Origin of the sequence: Photobacterium sp. 1_MG-2023, assembly GCF_030547945.1 — a bacterium.
In the GTDB taxonomy this organism is placed as follows: domain Bacteria; phylum Pseudomonadota; class Gammaproteobacteria; order Enterobacterales; family Vibrionaceae; genus Photobacterium.
In genome coordinates this window covers 1-16,950 of sequence record NZ_JAUORR010000010.1, presented here as the reverse complement: position 1 = coordinate 16,950, position 16,950 = coordinate 1, and the positions used below count along the sequence as shown (strand labels likewise).

Below are 16,950 nucleotides of genomic sequence, written 5' to 3'. Positions count from 1 at the left end.
TCCTCAGGAACAGAGTTTTGACTAAGCTGAAAGTAAGTCGACGTCATCCGATGGGGACACTGGAATATGAAGAAAACGTGCTTAAAACCCGCTGTGCTGTGCTGGGCTTTTAGCCTGCCGGTTTTCTGGTTATCGCCTGCGAAGGCGGATGAGACGATCATGCCGAGTCCGCCCGAGATTGCGGCAGATGCCTGGGTTCTGATGAGCTATGAGTCCGGTCAGGTCATTGCCGGAAGTGATGAAAACAAGCCTCACGCCCCCGCCAGCCTTGTCAAAATCATGACCTCTTATGTCGTCGGAAAGGAACTGAAAGCCGGGCATATCCATCAGGATGACAAAGTTGTGATCAGTGAAAATGCCTGGGGGAAAAAATTTCCCGGTTCTTCAATCATGTTCCTGAACATTGGGGATGAAGTCACGGTTGATGATTTGAACCACGGTGTCATTATTTCTTCCGGGAACGATGCCACTGTTGCACTGGCAGAGCATATCGCCGGGCATTCTTCAGCGTTTATTGAAATGATGAATCGCGAAGCGGAAAGAATCGGGATGAAAAATACCTACTTCACGAATCCGCACGGGCTGGACAGTGACTCTCAGTCAACCTCAGCTTACGACATGGCATTGCTGACCCGGGCCCTGATTCAGGACATGCCGGAGATCTACGATTTGTTCAAACTGAAATCCTTTACCTACCACAATATCAAACAGGGCAACCGGAACCCGCTGCTCTGGGATGCCAGCCTGAATGCCGACGGGGTGAAAACCGGATACACCAAAGAAGCTGGCTATAGCCTGGTTTCTTCTGCGATTCAGGGTGACATGCGGCTCATTGCGGTGGTGTTAGGCACTGAAGATGTCAACGCGCGCCGAAATGAAAGCAAAAAACTTCTGACTTGGGGTTTCCGGTTTTATCAGGATCTCAATCCGAAATTGGATAGCAAAACGCTGAAAAAAGCCAGAGTCTGGTACGGTTCGCCTTCGAATGTTCAGGTCGAATTGGGGGATGGCGGTGTGATTACCGTGCCCCGGCGTCAGCGAACCAATTTAGAGCATCAGGTGTTTTATAACAGTAACCTTGAAGCCCCGATTGCCAAAGGGCAGCAGGTGGGTAAAGTCGAATGGTATATGGGGGACAGCCTGATCACCGTCCAACCCATTTTGGCTGCGGAAGCCTCTGAAAAAGCCCCTTGGTATAAATCCATTCTGGATACCGTCTGGCGTCCGATTGGCAACTGGTTCAGTGAGCAAGACTGGGATTCGAGGGATGATCAACCCACCATGAAAACCACCCAATAACTTAGCTTTCCTCATCTGCCGGGGTCAGGATGTTGATCCCGGTTTGAGCCATACCGATTTGAAATCAAACCATCCCATCGAATTTGGCTCCATGCCTTGCACTGGCCCGGCACTGTTTACGCCCAGCCAGGCATGAAACAGCGGAATCACCTGCCCGCTCCGAACCAGAATCGAACCAATGTCATGGCTCGGACAAGGCTGCGACGCCATTGCCCGCCAGTGAACCACTTGTTGATCCAGTGCCTCAAATTCTGTTTCTGGCATCACACGGAAAATATGGTCAAAACTATAAAACCATGCCAGAAATGCATCATCCCTGTGATGGCTCATACTCATACCATTCAGCCAGAGATCAATCTTTTCCGCATGTTTCCCCATCAGGACATCTGTATTGCTCATTTCCATGACTTTCAGTCGTAAGCCATCTTCAGCCAGCACACTTTCGATGGCTCTGGCGACTTCATGATAAACCGGGTGATGCTGCGGAAATGCCAGAGTAACCATGCGCTTTGCAGGAACCGGCGCTGGTGAAATGAGCGGATTGGTGTCTGTCCAGCCCGGTAAAAGACCATAGGCATTGATCAATCGGATTTCGCCAATTTCACCGGGGTTCATCCGCGACAATAAAGGCACCGGGCCAAGCCGGCTCTGGAAGTAAGCCAGCCATTCCGGATCACTGGCCAGACCGTTCACCCGATTCATCAGCAGATAATTACAGCCTTCATCGAGCGTTAACCGCTCGGGCACTTCATGGACCGGTGTGGCGATTTTATCCGTACTGGGTTGCAGGTAGCACGCTGTAACGCCGGTCAGAATCCAGATTTCAACCACATCAATCAGCGCTCTGAATCCAAAATATTGATCAAAGGCTTCCAGAATCAATCGCTGTTTATCATTCTGGACCACTTTATAAGGCCCGGTGCCGACAGGAAACAGTTCGGCTTCTCTGGCAGTATCCAGCATTGCGGGCTGAATGACGGCCATAATGTTCGTCAGCAAATCAGGCAACCGCCGATCATCATGACTTAAACGAATATCAATGGTGTTCGGAAACGGTGAAGTAATTGTCTCCAGATGACGGAATAAGCGATGTGATTTCAGCCGTTCCAGGCTGACTAACACATCCTGGCTGTCCAGCAGACTGCCATCATGAAAACGAACCGCCGGACGCAGATAAAATCGCCAGTGCCGCGGCGTAAATGATTCCCAGTGATGGGCCAGATCGCCCTCCACTTCCTCTTTTTCCTCATTCATCCGGGTCAGGCCATTGAAAATCTGCCGAACCAGATGCTGCTCGGATCGGCGCAGTGGCCGGAGCGGATTCAGATTGGTAAACGCCCGATAATAAGGCACCCGGACAATCTGCCGTCCTTTCTGTGTGGTCAGCCCAAGCTGCTCCTGAATCAGCTGTGCCAGCCGGTTGGCGTCGTTCCCCAGCGCCTCCAGTGCCGGTTCCAGCTTGCCATCAGCGACCAGCTTGCGGGCATGATGATACTGAAGTTCAGTATCTGTACTCTGGAAAACCAAGCGGGACTGCTTTCCCCGGCCGATCGCCGGTTCCCATTCAATCCAGCCTTTATCTACCATTTTATTGATGACCATCCGCACATTGCGCCGCGTACAGAACAATATTTCGGAGATATCCTGGAGGTTAGTATCGCTGTCCTGACCGGAAAAATGGGTGTAAAGACGCTGAAATTGAGTTTTAAGGCGCTGACCGCTCATAAAAAAGAGGAACCTTTTTGTTTCAACTGTTCAATTTTTTGTTTCCCTATTTTAGTCTAAATTAAATCACCATGAAACCGGCGTGTGACAGCGGACAGCTGATTTTCCATCCGGAAATGAGCGACTTACTCCGTCGTTTTTGGGTTTCTGGCAACCGGTCAGGATGGATGCTTTCCCCCGATATTCAGCGCCTGAGTGCCTGTCCGGTTGCCCTTTCTGCGCGTATCCGAACCACAAAAAAAGCGCCCGAGGGCGCCCTTCACTCTTTTTGACGTATCGTGGAATATCAGGAGGCGTCTGAAACTTTCGCTAACGCCGCTTGCTTTTGCTGTAATTCAGCCACCTGCTTCTTCAGCAAATCATTTTCTTTGATAAGCTTTTGCTGTTCTGTCTGCCATTCAGACTGAAGCTTTTTCACCGATTTCTTTTCAGAATCGAGTTCGGTTTTAGATGCCTTCAGATCCTCATTCAATGCTTTCAGCTTTTCATTGGCAGCATCCAGATCAGTTTTGGCTTTCCGCTGATTCCGCTGTGCTGTCTGTTTCGCCTTCAGGGCTTTCTCACATTCCACGGCTTTCTGAGCCAGTGCATCTTCCAGAAGCTCAATCTGCTCAACCGAACTTTCTTCAGTAAGACCCGCCATGGCATTCCAGCCCGCAACCATATTGTCGCTGGCCAACTGCATCATATCGAAAGGAAACACCAGTCCCTGCTCTTTCGTCTGCTGCACCTTTTCATGAAAGGCTTTGTCTGCTGCTTCAATATTTTTCAGCGCGTTGTCGAAACTGTCGTGTGTTGCTGCTTTAAACTGCTTGGCTGCGATCGATTCCCAAACACGGTGAACCTGCATCCAGGTTTCCACGGGTTTGAAATAAGCAGTCGGGTCAAATACGGGTGAAGTCCACTTTTGTTCTAAAGCCTTTTGTAAACCGTTGTCCATCAGTCATTCTCCTAAAATTGGCTTCTCAATCACAATTGTCCTTGTAACTTCCCGGGCGCCGCACCCAGGTTGTCTGCCCTCAACAGTCAGGCGCATCCTACGCACAATACCTGATACGCATAGTTTACCCACACAAAATGACAGCATCTTGAACAAAAAACAAGCATGCATAGACTTGTTCTCTGAAACTCCTCTGATGCGCTTACTGATTGACGACATTCATATTTTTGACAGCGCGTTCTGGCTCAAGTGTAGACAAAATTTTTCGGAGCACCGCATTGTCATGAATTTGCGATATTCACAATTTAAGCTGCTGAAGTGAATTGTGATTCAGAGGTATCCCTTCCGGCAGATATGAAGAAACTTAAACGCTATCAGTACGAGCGCTATGCGATCCTGTGCCGGGAAGCCTACCCCGCGGATTTTGACCATATCCAATATGGCTTCGAGGCCGAAGGCAGGCGCGATATCACAGACCGCTGGGGACGCACCATCATCCGGGTCTTATGGGGTCAGAAAAACGAGGTGATTGTTGTCTTTAAGGGGTCGCAGAATCTGTGGGACTGGCTGCTCAATTTTGCCTGTTTTCCCAAAAAAATGATCAGCGGTAAACGCTCTTATCATGTGCATTGGGGCTACCACTTTTTACTTCAGCAAAGCAGCAAAGTCGATAGCAATCCTTATGAGCAATCGCGTCCGTCCATGTCGGCATCTCAGGAAGCCGACTTTCTTCAGGCAACTGATGCACGCCACTTTCAGGCGGAGTCCTTATATCAGCAAATCCGGAACACGTTAGCGCCACTGATCCAGCAGGGAAAACGCGTGTCTTTAACGGGTCACTCCTCGGGCGGTGCCATGGCGGTATTAACCGCAGAGCGACTTGGCCTCGAGTTTCCGGACGCAATCAAACGGATTGTGACCTTCGGACAACCCGCCGCAGGCTTCTGGAGCTTTAAACGGGCGTACAGCTATCAGCACTGCACCTACAGGATTTGCTGCGATCTGGATATCGTCACTTTCTTACCGGCGATTCCGCTGCTGTACTGGCATGTGGGAAAAATGCTGTGGCTTCATAATGAAAAAATCTATGACAACATTTCAACGCCAAACCGACTGTACAAATCTTTAGTCAGTTGGCTTCTCAGGCCGATCACTTATCATTACATGCATAAATATATCCGCAATAAAGACTACTTCGACAAGCATTGAGCCTTGAATGATCTTTTTTCAGCAATTTAGCATACCCTCGTGCAGCGCTTTCCTGTATGTTTGGGGCTGAATTCAGAAGAAGCCAAAACCTATGCATGCTCAAGTGACTCAATTAATTACGCTGAAAAACGCCTGGATGGGCAGTCACATCACTGAAGCTGAGTTTCCGACATCGCTCAGCAAACAAGGGCTGGCCTTGTATCAGACATCACAGCAAGCCCGAAATATTGTCCCATTCCAGCCAGCACCTGCCACAACCCCACAATCACTGCTCAGTATTTATCCGGTGGATTGCCACCCGCTGACGATCCGTTATGCCTTGGTTCAGGCGAGCCAGTGGGACGAACAGGATGCTGAAGCCATCATTGAGTTTCTGACTCAAATCATGCTGGATGAATCCAGCCCGGCGCAATTATTCGTGGGTTTTTTTCAGAGTAAACCTGTTGCTTGCGGCATGTTATTCACCCATCCGGATGTACCGGATCATGTTCTGATCAGTGATGTGTGTGCTTTTCCTCTGCCCAATCAGCAAGCACTCGAACACGCCATGACTGCATGGCTGACGACTCAGGCGGCGACACTCGCTCCCCAGATCTGGCAGTGCTGATCGCTCGGCCTGCACCCATTCGTTCAGCGGGCCCACCTTCCTTCCTGAACAGCCTGCCCCACCGCCTTGAAACGCAATGCATCATGGCCTGTCTTGACGCCACCTCGCTGGCATCTTACCTGCTTTCAACGAAATAGTTTCTTCGAGGCACTTCTCATTTCGGTTGACAGTTTTGCTTGTACGCATCAAGTTTCACTAATAATTCACACTGATTTAACATATTCGCTTCTATGCTCTTTCCTCGAGATTAACCCCTAAAATCAATCGGAAGCAGGAAAGAAGTAATGAAGAAAGTTTTAGGCGCAGCCTGTTTGCTGCTGTCTGCTGCGACATTTGCAGAAACCCTGAATGTCATGGCTTATAACACCATGCAACTGCCATTGGGTGACTGGGATCAGGCAAACCGTGCGCAGCGTATTCCATCAGCCATCGAAGCACTCAGCAACACACCAGATGTCCTGATCATCAACGAAGCGTATAATGCAGATTCCGAAAACATGCTCAGTAAATTGGGGATACTTTATCCTTATCAAACGCCGGTTGTCGGCCTGGATTGCAGCGGCAAGGGCTGGGATGCACTCACCGGTGACTGCTCGAATTCGATTGTCGTGGTTCGCGGGGGCGTCACAATTCTCTCCCGCTATCCGATTCTGAGCCAAAAAGCCCATGTCTATCAGGCCAGTGAGCGAGGCACCTGGGATTACTATTCCAATAAAGGATTTGCTTATATCACTCTCGAGAAAAACGGCCAGCGGTTTCACGTGCTCGGCACGCATTTGCAATCCAGCACCGATAATCCCGACAAGGAACATCCGGTCCGGATGGCTCAGTTAGCGGAAATGCAACGCTTTATTGCTGCGGAGCAAATCCCTGCCACAGAGCCTGTCATCATTGCCGGTGATTTGAACGTTGAATGGCGTCGTCAGGATCAGATTCAGGACATGCTCGCCACCACTCACAGCAAACTCAATTTTCCCGATGATTCGGTGGGCAGCTTTTCAGCCAAATATAACTGGGTTACAAAATCGGGCGCCTATCGTGACGGCTATTCTCTGAATTACAACGACACCCTGGACTACGTGTTGTGGCATGGCGATTACCTGCAACCTTCAGTATCAACAGCCATGCAAGTGATCAAGCTGCAGTCTCACGAGCAATGGTACTGGCATTATCTGAAAGGCAAATGGCCATTGCCTGAAGGCGAATACTGGCACAATGGCTATTACAGCGATCTGTCGGACCATTATCCGGTTCAGGCCATGTTCACTTTTCCGGATCCATCGTCGGGACAATAGCGCTTTTGAAAACAAAGAAGGAGCCCTTCGGCTCCTTCTGCTGTCATCATCTTTCGTCTTCAGACTCGGCTGATTATTTGCTGACACTCAGCAGTGCTGTCGCCAGATAATCGAGTTTATCTTCCTGCAAGCCTGCAATATTAATCCGGCCATCGCCCACGGCATAAATCCCGAATTGCTCACGCATCTTCAGAATCTGCTCCGGACTCAGGCCAGTGACAGAGAACATGCCTTTGTGTTTTTCAATGAAGTCAAAATCAGTCGACCCCTGATCGCGCACAGCTTGCGTCAGTCCGGCACGTAAGCGTAACAGGCGCTGGTTCATGTCATACAGCTCTGTTTTCCAGGTTGCCGTTAATGCTTCATCGTTCAGAATCGTCGCAACCAGTGCGGCACCATGATCAGGCGGCATGGTGTAAGACGCACGGGCCAGTTGCAAAATACGACCTTTCGCCTTCTGGGCTTCTTTCAGTGAATCACTGATCACGATCGCTGCGCCAGTCCGCTCACGGTACAAACCGAAATTCTTCGAGCAAGAGGTCGCCACAATCATTTCTTCAACATGTTCAGCCAGATAACGCAGTCCGGCTGCATCCTGCTCCAGCCCGTCTCCAAAGCCCTGATATGCGATATCGACAAATGGCAGGAAACCATTCTGATTCGCCAGCTCTGTAATCGCCTGCCAGTCTTCAAACGCAATATCGGCACCCGTCGGGTTATGGCAGCAACCATGCAGTAGTACCACATCTTTCGGACCGGCTTTTGCCAGTTCTGTCAGCATGGCATCACGATTCACCTGCTTAGTCGCAGGGTCAAAATACGGATAAAACTTCACGTTCAGACCCGCAGCTTCCATCACTGGCTTGTGATTCACATAGCTCGGGTTTGAAATCCAGACCGTGGTGTCCGGTTGTGCCAAACGCATCAGGTCGGCCAGCATACGCAGTGCACCACTGGCACCCGGTGTCTGAACAGCGGCTGCCCGACCATGGGCCGAGGTGCCCTGAATCAGCAGATCCATCATCGACTGATTGAAGACTTCATCCCCGGCAAGGCCAACGTAGGCCTTGGTTTTCTGAGTTTCCAGCAGTTGTTGCTCGGCTTGCAGCACGGCCTGCATGATCGGCGTTTCGCCGGCACTGTTTTTATACACCCCTATGCCGAGATCCATTTTGTCTGGACGGGCATCTGCGCGGAACAATTGCGTCAGGGATAAAATCGGATCGAGTTGTGCCTCAGTAAGCTGCTTGAACATCAGTAAAATTCCGTTTAGTTATTGTGATGTCACTCAAATTAACACGCGCTTTTACAGAGGTCACTACCTTGTTCTGAAATAGTCTGAGCAAGTGTTTCGTCTGCTGAACAACGCCATGTAATTTAAATGTTACAACGGAATTTGATCCAGATTAACCTCCTTGCAAATTCACTTGCAAGCATCTACCGAACACCTAAATTTAAGAAAGGATGGCGTTTTCGAATGGGAGGCCAAGATGAAAAACAGTGTCGATATCCGAACCCTGCTGAACGTCTATGAGAAAGTGAAAACTCAGGGAAAGCCGATTGAAAATGGTAAGCAGCTGGAAGATATCATCTGTACAGAAAGCTATGACGGATACAGCGTGAGCTTATCGGATGGTCAGGTGAGTGTGGATGTGAATTTCCACAACACCTATCGCTTCCATACCCTGAATGAAGATCCGGACACAGTGATCAATCAGACCACCTCTGAATTCCACAATAACAATGAAACTCAGATTCAGCGTTTCATGAATAAGTTGCACGACATCAATCAGCGGTATTAATCTTTGATTTTGATAGTCATTGTCAGTGAACAGGTTTGACCTGCTCCTGACAATGGCTTTCGGTTTACTTACTATTCTGTATCACAAGTTATGTAACCGACAGAAATAGCTGTCATATGCTTTGTGCCCCATCCTGAACAAAGACAATCACAGCGTTTTCTGCATCTCAAACGGTTTTCGTATTGCCGTATGAGCCTGAAGAATAAAAGCAAAAATCAAAAGTGAGCAAAAAATGAACGCAGAATTACTGAACAAACAAGAGCAAGAGCGCGTGATTGCAGCTTTGTGTGAGTGTTACCGACGTTTAGAGGCAGCCGAGCTGACACCTCAGGAAATCACTCAGGACGGATTCAGCCTGATGTTTACATCAGCTTATAACATGCTTGATCACTAACACTTTCACTCAGTATCAGATCAAAAGGAGCGCTAGGCGCTCCTTTTGTCGTTCTGAACTTTCCGCTTTTACGAAGATCATGAACAGGCATCTGAGCAGTGCCCGCACATGATACAAGCGTGCCCGATTAACCGCGGTAGTAGCGTTGCGGGACAAACGGCATCTTCTCAACAGTCATTGGCAGTTTCTTACCGCGAACTTCTGCAAAAATCTCAGTACCAATCGTGGCAAACTCAGTTTTGACATACGCCATGGCAACCGGTGCTTCTTTAGTCGGACCAAAAGTGCCGCTGGTGACAATGCCAATTTCGTTATCGTTCGCGTCAAACAATTTACTGCCTTCGCGAACCGGCGCTTTGGACTGACCAATCAAACCCACACGCTTACGGGACACATCTTTGGTTTCGATCTGCTTCAGAATCAGCTCAGCACCCGGGAAACCGCCCGCACGCTCACCGTCTGCACGGCGAGGTTTGCTGATGCCCCACAACAGGCTTGCTTCTACGGGTGTTGTCGTGGTGTCGATGTCATGTCCGTACAGACACAAGCCACACTCCAGACGCAGCGAATCACGCGCACCCAGACCAATCCACTCCACTTCCTCTTCACCCAACAGCGTACGCGCCAGTGCTTCCGCCTGTGCAGAAGGAACTGAAATTTCGTAACCATCTTCACCCGTGTAGCCGGAACGGCTGACGTAACATTCAACCCCCTGAAGCTCCAGCTTGATGGCATCCATAAACAGCATCTCGCTGACAGCAGGATTCAGTCGCGCCAGAACCGCTGCTGCTTTCGGGCCTTGCAGCGCCAGCAACGCGCGATCTTCAATCACTTCCAGCGTGACATCCGAAGGCAGGTGCGCTTTGATGTGTGCAATATCCTGATCTTTACAGGCCGCATTCACAACCACAAACAGGTGATCACCAAAGTTGGTGACCATCAGGTCGTCCAGAATACCACCCGCTTCATTGGTGAAAAATGCGTAGCGCTGCTTACCTTCAGGTAAGTCGATGATGTCAACTGGCACCAGTGCTTCCAGCGCTTTGGCGGCATTCGTACCATGTAAACGCAGCTGACCCATGTGCGACACATCAAACAGGCCGGCAGATTCACGGCAATGAATGTGCTCTTTCCGCACGCCCAGTGCGTACTGAACCGGCATATCATAGCCCGCAAACGGAACCATTTTAGCGCCCATTTCAATATGCAGGGCATGCAGAGGTGTTACGAGAAGATCCTGAGACATTGATTTTTACTCCATTCACCGCGCACTGCGGTTGTTCCATCAATTCTTGTGACGGCCTCAATCAGGCGATCACTGCGAAGATGTTGCTCTCATGAAGACAGCATGTAGCGAAAATGTTTTCATATTTCCAATAGTAGACAAAGTTTCCAGTCACTCAACCGAGCAGGTCACAAAATGCGACAGAACCCAATGCCCCTATTGATTTAATTCAAAAGATTCTCTGGTTAAGATGCGGTCACCCACAAAATCTGGGCATCCTCTTCACTCACCGACACCAGCATGTGGCCCATGGTCGCGTCGTAATACACCGAATCCCCTTCCCCGAGCTGGACCGGTTCATAAAACTCTGAAAAGAAAGTGATGCTGCCAGATAGCACCAGCAGAAACTCTTCCCCGTCATGGCGAATCCAGTCCGGGTAATCTTCGAAATGCCGGGCACGAACGCGTGACTTGAACGGCATCATCTTCTTGTTTCGGAGCTGTGTTGCCAGCAGCTCATGTTCATAGGTTGTTGTCGGGTGCGGTTTCCCTTCATCTTTCCGGGTGATATCACGGCGACCCGTTGCAACAATTTGTTTGGGGGGCGCAAAGAGTTGCGGAATATCAATCTGCAACCCTGTGGCCAGTTTTTGCATCGCCTGAAAAGTCGGAGAAATCTGTTCGTTTTCAATCTTAGACAATGTCGAACGGGCCAGACCGGTCCGTTTACTGGCTTCTTCCAGTGTCAGCCCGTGCGCCATCCGGATCTCTTTCAGACGCTTCCCTAACTGCATAGGCTCAATGGATTCTTTGTCGTTTTCCTGATCCCTGGCTACCGTGAGCGATGGATATGGATCCACATGATTGTCATCACTGTTCATCTCTGCCCTCCATGGCGATTCTGTGCACATTCTGGCACACCCTATTCACAACAGGAAAGCAAGCTAATAACAAAAACATGACCAATGCATCAAATTTGAAATTTAGTTTCCAATAGGAAACCTTGTGCAAAAAATCATCTTATTTATCCTTCAACTGTGGTTTCCAAACAGATTTCAATGTTGCTGTATGAAACGCGGACTGATTTCAAAATTTGCCAGAAAACCCTGCTACCTCTGGCATTACATGGGTCAAAAGCACGTTGAAGCTTTCCATGACTCACCTGAAAAATCCGAAAAGTTGGTGCACATCATAGAAATTTACATGACAAGAAGCAAACGTTTGCGTAAGATTACGGACACTAAAGTGAACAGATATCCACTATTGGAAATTCCGGATTGATCCGTTATCAATAGAAGCGTATGTTACGCATTTGTTAGGCAAGCACACCAAGATGCATACCTGAAAGCCAAAGCGTGACCACTGACGATAACAATAGTCACCGCTCTGCAAGCCGCGCTGATTGACCGGTTCAGAGTGCGAATTGAGGATAACGTGAAATGAAAGCTTCATACCAAAACCATGATCTTGAGATGTTCTTCTCAACCAACCTTGCTGAGGTTGATGGCGCCGTGAATGCCGGGATTACCGCAGAGCTGAACCGCCAGAACCAGCAAATTGAGCTGATTGCATCCGAAAACATTGTTTCCAAGGCTGTGATGCAGGCGCAAGGCACTTGCCTGACAAACAAATATGCAGAAGGCTACGCAGGTCGCCGTTACTACGGCGGTTGCGAACATGTGGATGAAGTTGAGCGCATTGCCATTTCACGTGCCAAACAACTGTTCCAGTGCGAATACGTCAACGTTCAGCCACACTCTGGCGCACAGGCCAATGGGGCGGTGATGCTGGCGCTGTTGCAACCGGGCGATACGATTCTGGGCATGTCTCTGGATGCGGGGGGTCACCTGACACACGGTGCACGCCCTGCCCTGTCGGGTAAATGGTTTAATGCCGTCCAGTATGGTGTGAAGCAAGGCAGCTGCGATATCGACTACGATCAAGTACGTGAGCTGGCGCTTGAGCACAAACCAAAAATGATTATTGCAGGTGGCTCGGCCATTCCGCGTCAGGTTGATTTCGAAAAATTCCGCGCCATTGCTGATGAAGTCGATGCCTACCTGATGGTCGACATGGCCCATATTGCTGGCCTGATTGCTGCTGGTGAGCATCCGTCGCCACTGCCGCATGCACATGTGGTGACAACAACAACGCACAAAACATTGCGTGGTCCTCGTGGCGGCATGATTCTGACCAACCACGAAGACATCAATAAGAAGATTAATTCGGCGGTTTTCCCAGGGCTGCAAGGTGGCCCGCTGATGCATGTGATTGCGGGTAAAGCCGTTGCACTGGGTGAAGCGCTGGAACCAGAATTCAAGCTGTATATCAAGCGTGTGATTCACAACGCCAAAGTTCTGGCAGAAACCCTGCAGGAACGTGGTTGTGACATTGTCACAGGCGGCACCGACACACACCTGATGCTGGTCGACCTGCGTCCGAAGGGTCTGAAAGGCAATCAGGTTGAAGAAGCACTGGAGCGCGCTGGCATCACCTGTAACAAAAACGGCATTCCGTTTGATCCGGAAAAACCAATGGTCACGTCTGGCATTCGTTTAGGCACCCCTGCCGGGACAAGCCGTGGCTTTGGTGAAGCCGAATTTAAACAAATCGGTGAATGGATTGGTGATGTGCTGGATGGCCTGGCGGCAAATCCAGAGGATAACAGTGAAGTTGAACAACGCGTGAAGCAGCAGGTCCAAAAGCTGTGCAGCCGCTTCCCGCTGTACCATTAATCAGGCCGCTGTGATTTAACATCGCAGCGGATGAAGGAAATCAACCGGCGGAAGCCCTGCTCCTGCCGGTATAAATAACAAAAGATGCGGAAACATTGCGCAAGGAGATTCAAATGAGCAACCTGAAGTTTACTGAAAGCCACGAGTGGGTACGCGACAACGGCGACGGCACAATCACCATGGGTATCACAGACCACGCTCAAGGCCTGCTGGGTGATGTGGTTTTCGTAGACCTGCCAGAAGTCGGTGACAGCACTGAAGCCGGTGAGTCTTTCTCTCTGGTTGAGTCTGTGAAAGCGGCCTCTGATATCTACGCGCCTGTTACAGGTGAAATTGTTGCCATCAACGACGATCTGTCGGACAGCCCGGAGCTGATCAACGAAGAACCGTTCGAAGGCGGCTGGATTGCTAAAATCAAGATTGCTGATGTTGAAGAACTGAGCAAGCTGATCGATCAAGACCAGTATCAGGCGACGATTGAAGACTAAGGAACATCACGGCTTTCGGATTGAAAGCCGTTTTTCCACCCAAGAGATTTCTCGCCATTGCCGGCAATTGGCTGGCAATGTGTAGTAACTGTTCAGGAAAGAACCATGACCGACATGAACCTTTTACATGCACTCAGTGACGACAAAGCCTTTGCCACCCGTCACAACGGCCCGAATGCAGCACAGCAAGCCACCATGCTGAACACCATCGGCGTCGACAGCATTGACAAGTTGATTGAAGAAACTGTCCCGGCTTCCATTCGTCTGAAAGAAGCCATGAAGCTGGATCAGCCACAAAGCGAAGCAGATATGCTCGCTGCGCTGAAAGTCGTTGCGAGCCAAAACGTCATCAACCGCAGTTTCATCGGTCAGGGTTACTACAACACCTTCACGCCGAACGTGATTCTGCGCAACGTGCTGGAAAATCCAGGCTGGTACACCGCATACACGCCTTATCAGCCAGAAATCTCTCAGGGCCGTCTGGAATCCCTGCTGAACTATCAGCAAATGATCATGGATCTGACCGGCATGGAACTGGCGAACGCTTCTCTGCTGGATGAAGCGACTGCTGCTGCAGAAGCGATGACCCTGTGTCAGCGTGCGAGCAAAAGCAAGAGCAAAACATTCTTCGTCTCGACAGACCTGCATCCGCAAACGATTGATGTGGTTGTGACCCGTGCCGAATACATCGGCATCGAAATCATCCGCGGCAAAGCAGAAGAACTGGACAATCACGATGTATTCGGTGCACTGGTTCAGTACCCGGGCACAACAGGTGCCGTGTCCGACCTGTCTGACATCATCGAAAAAGCACATGCCAAGAAGACGCTGGTGGCTGTGGCTTCTGATCTGCTGGCACTGACGCTGCTGAAAGCACCGGGCGACATGGGCGCAGACGTTGTCATCGGCAGCGCACAGCGCTTCGGCGTTCCAATGGGCTTTGGTGGCCCGCATGCTGGCTTCATGGCAACCAAAGATGCTCACAAACGCACCATGCCTGGCCGTGTCATTGGCGTATCAAAAGACGCTAAAGGCAATCAGGCGTTGCGCATGGCGATGCAAACCCGTGAGCAGCATATCCGTCGTGAAAAAGCGACCTCGAACATTTGTACGGCTCAGGCACTGCTGGCGAACATGGCTGCATTTTATGCCCTGTATCATGGTCCGGAAGGCCTGCGTAAAATCGGCCGTCGCGTACACCACCTGACTGCAATTCTGGCTGCTGGCCTGAAAAACGCTGGCATTGAACTGGTGAATGACACCTTCTTCGATACCATCACCGTCAACACGGCAAAACAAACCGACGCTATCTACAAAAAAGCGCTGGCTGCAGGAATCAATCTTCGCAAGTACAGTGACAAACTGGGCGTCAGCCTGGACGAAACCACGCAGGTTTCTGATGTTGAAGAATTGCTGGAAATTTTCACTGGCCAGTCGCTGAAAGCCACCGCGTTTACCGACGACATTGCAGCAAATGAGTTCGCCGCAATTCCGGAAAACTGCCGCCGCACCAGTGAATACCTGACGCACCCTGTCTTTAACCAGTATCACAGCGAAACGCAAATGATGCGTTACATGAAGAAACTGGAAAACAAAGACTACTCACTCACACACGGTATGATCCCACTGGGCAGCTGTACCATGAAGCTGAACGCTGCGGCAGAAATGATTCCGGTCACCTGGCCTGAATTCGGTGCCCTGCACCCGTTTGCGCCAGCGGATCAAACCAAAGGTTATCAGCAACTGGCGAGCAAGCTGTCTGAAATGCTGTGCTCTGTCACGGGCTACGATGCATTCTCTCTGCAGCCAAACTCTGGTGCTCAGGGCGAGTATGCCGGTCTGATTGCAATTCAGCGTTATCATGCCGCCAATGGGGAAGCGCACCGGAACGTGTGCCTGATTCCAAGCTCTGCGCACGGCACGAACCCGGCTTCTGCGGCAATGGTGTCGATGAAAGTTGTGGTCGTTGGCTGTGATGCAAACGGCAACATCGACGTTGAAGATCTGAAAGCGAAAATTGAAAAACACCGCGACAACCTGTCATGTATCATGATCACTTACCCGTCGACGCACGGTGTCTACGAAGAAGCAGTGCGTGAAGTGTGTGAACTGGTTCATGCGGCTGGCGGCCAGGTTTATCTGGACGGTGCAAACATGAACGCACAGGTTGGCCTGACCAACCCTGGTTTTATCGGTTCCGATGTATCGCACCTGAACCTGCACAAAACCTTCTGTATCCCGCATGGCGGTGGCGGTCCGGGTATGGGTCCGATTGGTGTGAAATCGCATCTGGCTCCCTTCCTGCCAGGTCACGTGGAATCTGTAAATGCCACAGAAGGTTCTCAGTACGCGGTGTCTGCGGCTGAACTGGGTTCGGCATCGATTCTGCCAATTTCTTACGCTTACATCGCGATGATGGGTTCAGAAGGTCTGACTCAGGCAACCAAGCTGGCGATTCTGAACGCAAACTATGTGATGGAACGTCTGCGTGACCACTACCCTGTCCTGTACCGGGGTACGCAGGGCCGTATCGCGCACGAATGTATTATCGACATCCGTCCGCTGAAAGAAGCCTCTGGTATTTCTGAAGAAGATGTCGCGAAGCGTCTGATGGACTACGGTTTCCACGCGCCAACCATGTCCTTCCCGGTTGCTGGCACGCTGATGATCGAACCGACTGAATCGGAAGATCTGGCTGAACTGGATCGTTTCTGCGATGCAATGATCGCCATCCGTCAGGAAATTGCCCGCGTTCAGGCTGGTGAATGGCCACTGGAAGACAACCCGCTGGTCAATGCACCACATACTCAGGTTGACCTGATGGATGCAGAATGGAACCACAGCTACAGCCGCGAGCTGGCGTGCTTCCCATCGGCACACACCAAAGGTGCGAAATACTGGCCAACCGTCAACCGCGTCGACAACGTCTTCGGTGACCGGAATCTGGTCTGCTCATGCCCAAGCATCGAGAACTATATTGAGGACTGATGGTTTTTGATCTCAGTGTTTAACAAAGCGAGGCCAGCTGGCCTCGCTTTTGCTTTTTTATCAATCCATTGAGATAAAAACTGCTTTCACTCTCCCTTTTATTCAGGACCATTAGAACTCCGTCCACATTAGGGTTTCGGGTGGTGCTGCTCATAGGGTTGCTTATACCAATGAAAACGGCCCGATTCAGGTTCGCGGGCCGCGGTTGGATTCCCTGTGTCACCTGAGAGCAGGCAACAGGTG

The 16,950-nt window shown here is 50.4% G+C and carries 14 protein-coding genes; 9 read left to right on the top strand and 5 right to left on the bottom strand.

Going from position 1 to position 16,950, the window contains the following annotated elements:
* Positions 1-66: 66 nt before the first annotated feature.
* The gene (locus Q4579_RS10535; RefSeq protein WP_303563886.1) at positions 67-1,299 is read left to right on the top strand and encodes a D-alanyl-D-alanine carboxypeptidase family protein; all 1,233 of its coding nucleotides are present in this window, start codon (positions 67-69) and stop codon (positions 1,297-1,299) included.
* A gap of 24 nt (positions 1,300-1,323) precedes the next feature.
* Here Q4579_RS10535 and Q4579_RS10530 read toward each other — a convergent pair whose 3' ends face one another.
* Both Q4579_RS10530 and Q4579_RS10525 read right to left on the bottom strand, forming a co-directional pair.
* Complete coding sequence (locus Q4579_RS10530) at positions 1,324-3,024, bottom strand: SgrR family transcriptional regulator (protein ID WP_303563883.1); 1,701 nt, start codon at positions 3,022-3,024, stop codon at positions 1,324-1,326.
* A 286-nt stretch (positions 3,025-3,310) separates the two neighbouring features.
* Positions 3,311-3,964, bottom strand: coding sequence for a hypothetical protein (locus Q4579_RS10525; protein WP_303563881.1), 654 nt, complete (start codon positions 3,962-3,964; stop codon positions 3,311-3,313).
* Positions 3,965-4,318: 354 nt separating this feature from the next.
* On the opposite strand from Q4579_RS10525, the gene Q4579_RS10520 reads away from it, so the two are divergent.
* From Q4579_RS10520 to Q4579_RS10510, 3 genes are all read left to right on the top strand, one after another.
* Positions 4,319-5,173, top strand: a complete 855-nt coding sequence (locus Q4579_RS10520) for a lipase (protein ID WP_303563878.1) — start codon at positions 4,319-4,321, stop codon at positions 5,171-5,173.
* A gap of 103 nt (positions 5,174-5,276) precedes the next feature.
* Positions 5,277-5,780: a hypothetical protein gene (locus Q4579_RS10515; protein ID WP_303563876.1), complete on the top strand. Its 504-nt coding sequence runs from the start codon at positions 5,277-5,279 to the stop codon at positions 5,778-5,780.
* 284 nt (positions 5,781-6,064) lie between these two features.
* Entirely contained in the window at positions 6,065-7,075 is a 1,011-nt protein-coding gene (locus Q4579_RS10510) for a sphingomyelin phosphodiesterase (protein ID WP_303563874.1), read from the top strand.
* A 73-nt stretch (positions 7,076-7,148) separates the two neighbouring features.
* Here the strand turns inward: Q4579_RS10510 and Q4579_RS10505 are convergent, their stop codons facing one another.
* Positions 7,149-8,330 (bottom strand): amino acid aminotransferase, encoded by a 1,182-nt coding sequence (locus Q4579_RS10505; RefSeq protein ID WP_303563872.1) that lies wholly within the window; start codon positions 8,328-8,330, stop codon positions 7,149-7,151.
* Positions 8,331-8,565: 235 nt separating this feature from the next.
* Here Q4579_RS10505 and Q4579_RS10500 point away from each other — a divergent pair, with 235 nt between their 5' ends.
* Positions 8,566-8,877 carry a DUF3081 family protein gene (locus Q4579_RS10500; RefSeq protein WP_303563869.1) on the top strand — a complete coding sequence of 104 codons (312 nt, stop codon included), beginning with the start codon at positions 8,566-8,568 and terminating at the stop codon, positions 8,875-8,877.
* 232 nt (positions 8,878-9,109) lie between these two features.
* Entirely contained in the window at positions 9,110-9,271 is a 162-nt protein-coding gene (locus Q4579_RS10495) for a hypothetical protein (RefSeq protein WP_303563867.1), read from the top strand.
* Between the two features lie 127 nt (positions 9,272-9,398).
* Here Q4579_RS10495 and gcvT read toward each other — a convergent pair whose 3' ends face one another.
* On the bottom strand, positions 9,399-10,517 hold the full coding sequence (gcvT, locus tag Q4579_RS10490) for a glycine cleavage system aminomethyltransferase GcvT (RefSeq protein ID WP_303563865.1): 1,119 nt from the start codon (positions 10,515-10,517) through the stop codon (positions 9,399-9,401).
* 224 nt (positions 10,518-10,741) lie between these two features.
* Positions 10,742-11,377, bottom strand: coding sequence for a helix-turn-helix domain-containing protein (locus tag Q4579_RS10485; protein ID WP_211651578.1), 636 nt, complete (start codon positions 11,375-11,377; stop codon positions 10,742-10,744).
* A gap of 558 nt (positions 11,378-11,935) precedes the next feature.
* Here Q4579_RS10485 and Q4579_RS10480 point away from each other — a divergent pair.
* The 3 genes from Q4579_RS10480 to gcvP all read left to right on the top strand — a co-directional run bounded on the left by Q4579_RS10480 (position 11,936) and on the right by gcvP (position 16,707).
* The gene (locus Q4579_RS10480; protein WP_303563859.1) at positions 11,936-13,231 is read left to right on the top strand and encodes a serine hydroxymethyltransferase; all 1,296 of its coding nucleotides are present in this window, start codon (positions 11,936-11,938) and stop codon (positions 13,229-13,231) included.
* 113 nt (positions 13,232-13,344) lie between these two features.
* The gene (gcvH, locus tag Q4579_RS10475) at positions 13,345-13,719 is read left to right on the top strand and encodes a glycine cleavage system protein GcvH (protein ID WP_303563857.1); all 375 of its coding nucleotides are present in this window, start codon (positions 13,345-13,347) and stop codon (positions 13,717-13,719) included.
* Positions 13,720-13,824: 105 nt separating this feature from the next.
* Positions 13,825-16,707, top strand: coding sequence for an aminomethyl-transferring glycine dehydrogenase (gene gcvP, locus Q4579_RS10470; RefSeq protein WP_303563855.1), 2,883 nt, complete (start codon positions 13,825-13,827; stop codon positions 16,705-16,707).
* Positions 16,708-16,950: the final 243 nt, after the last annotated feature.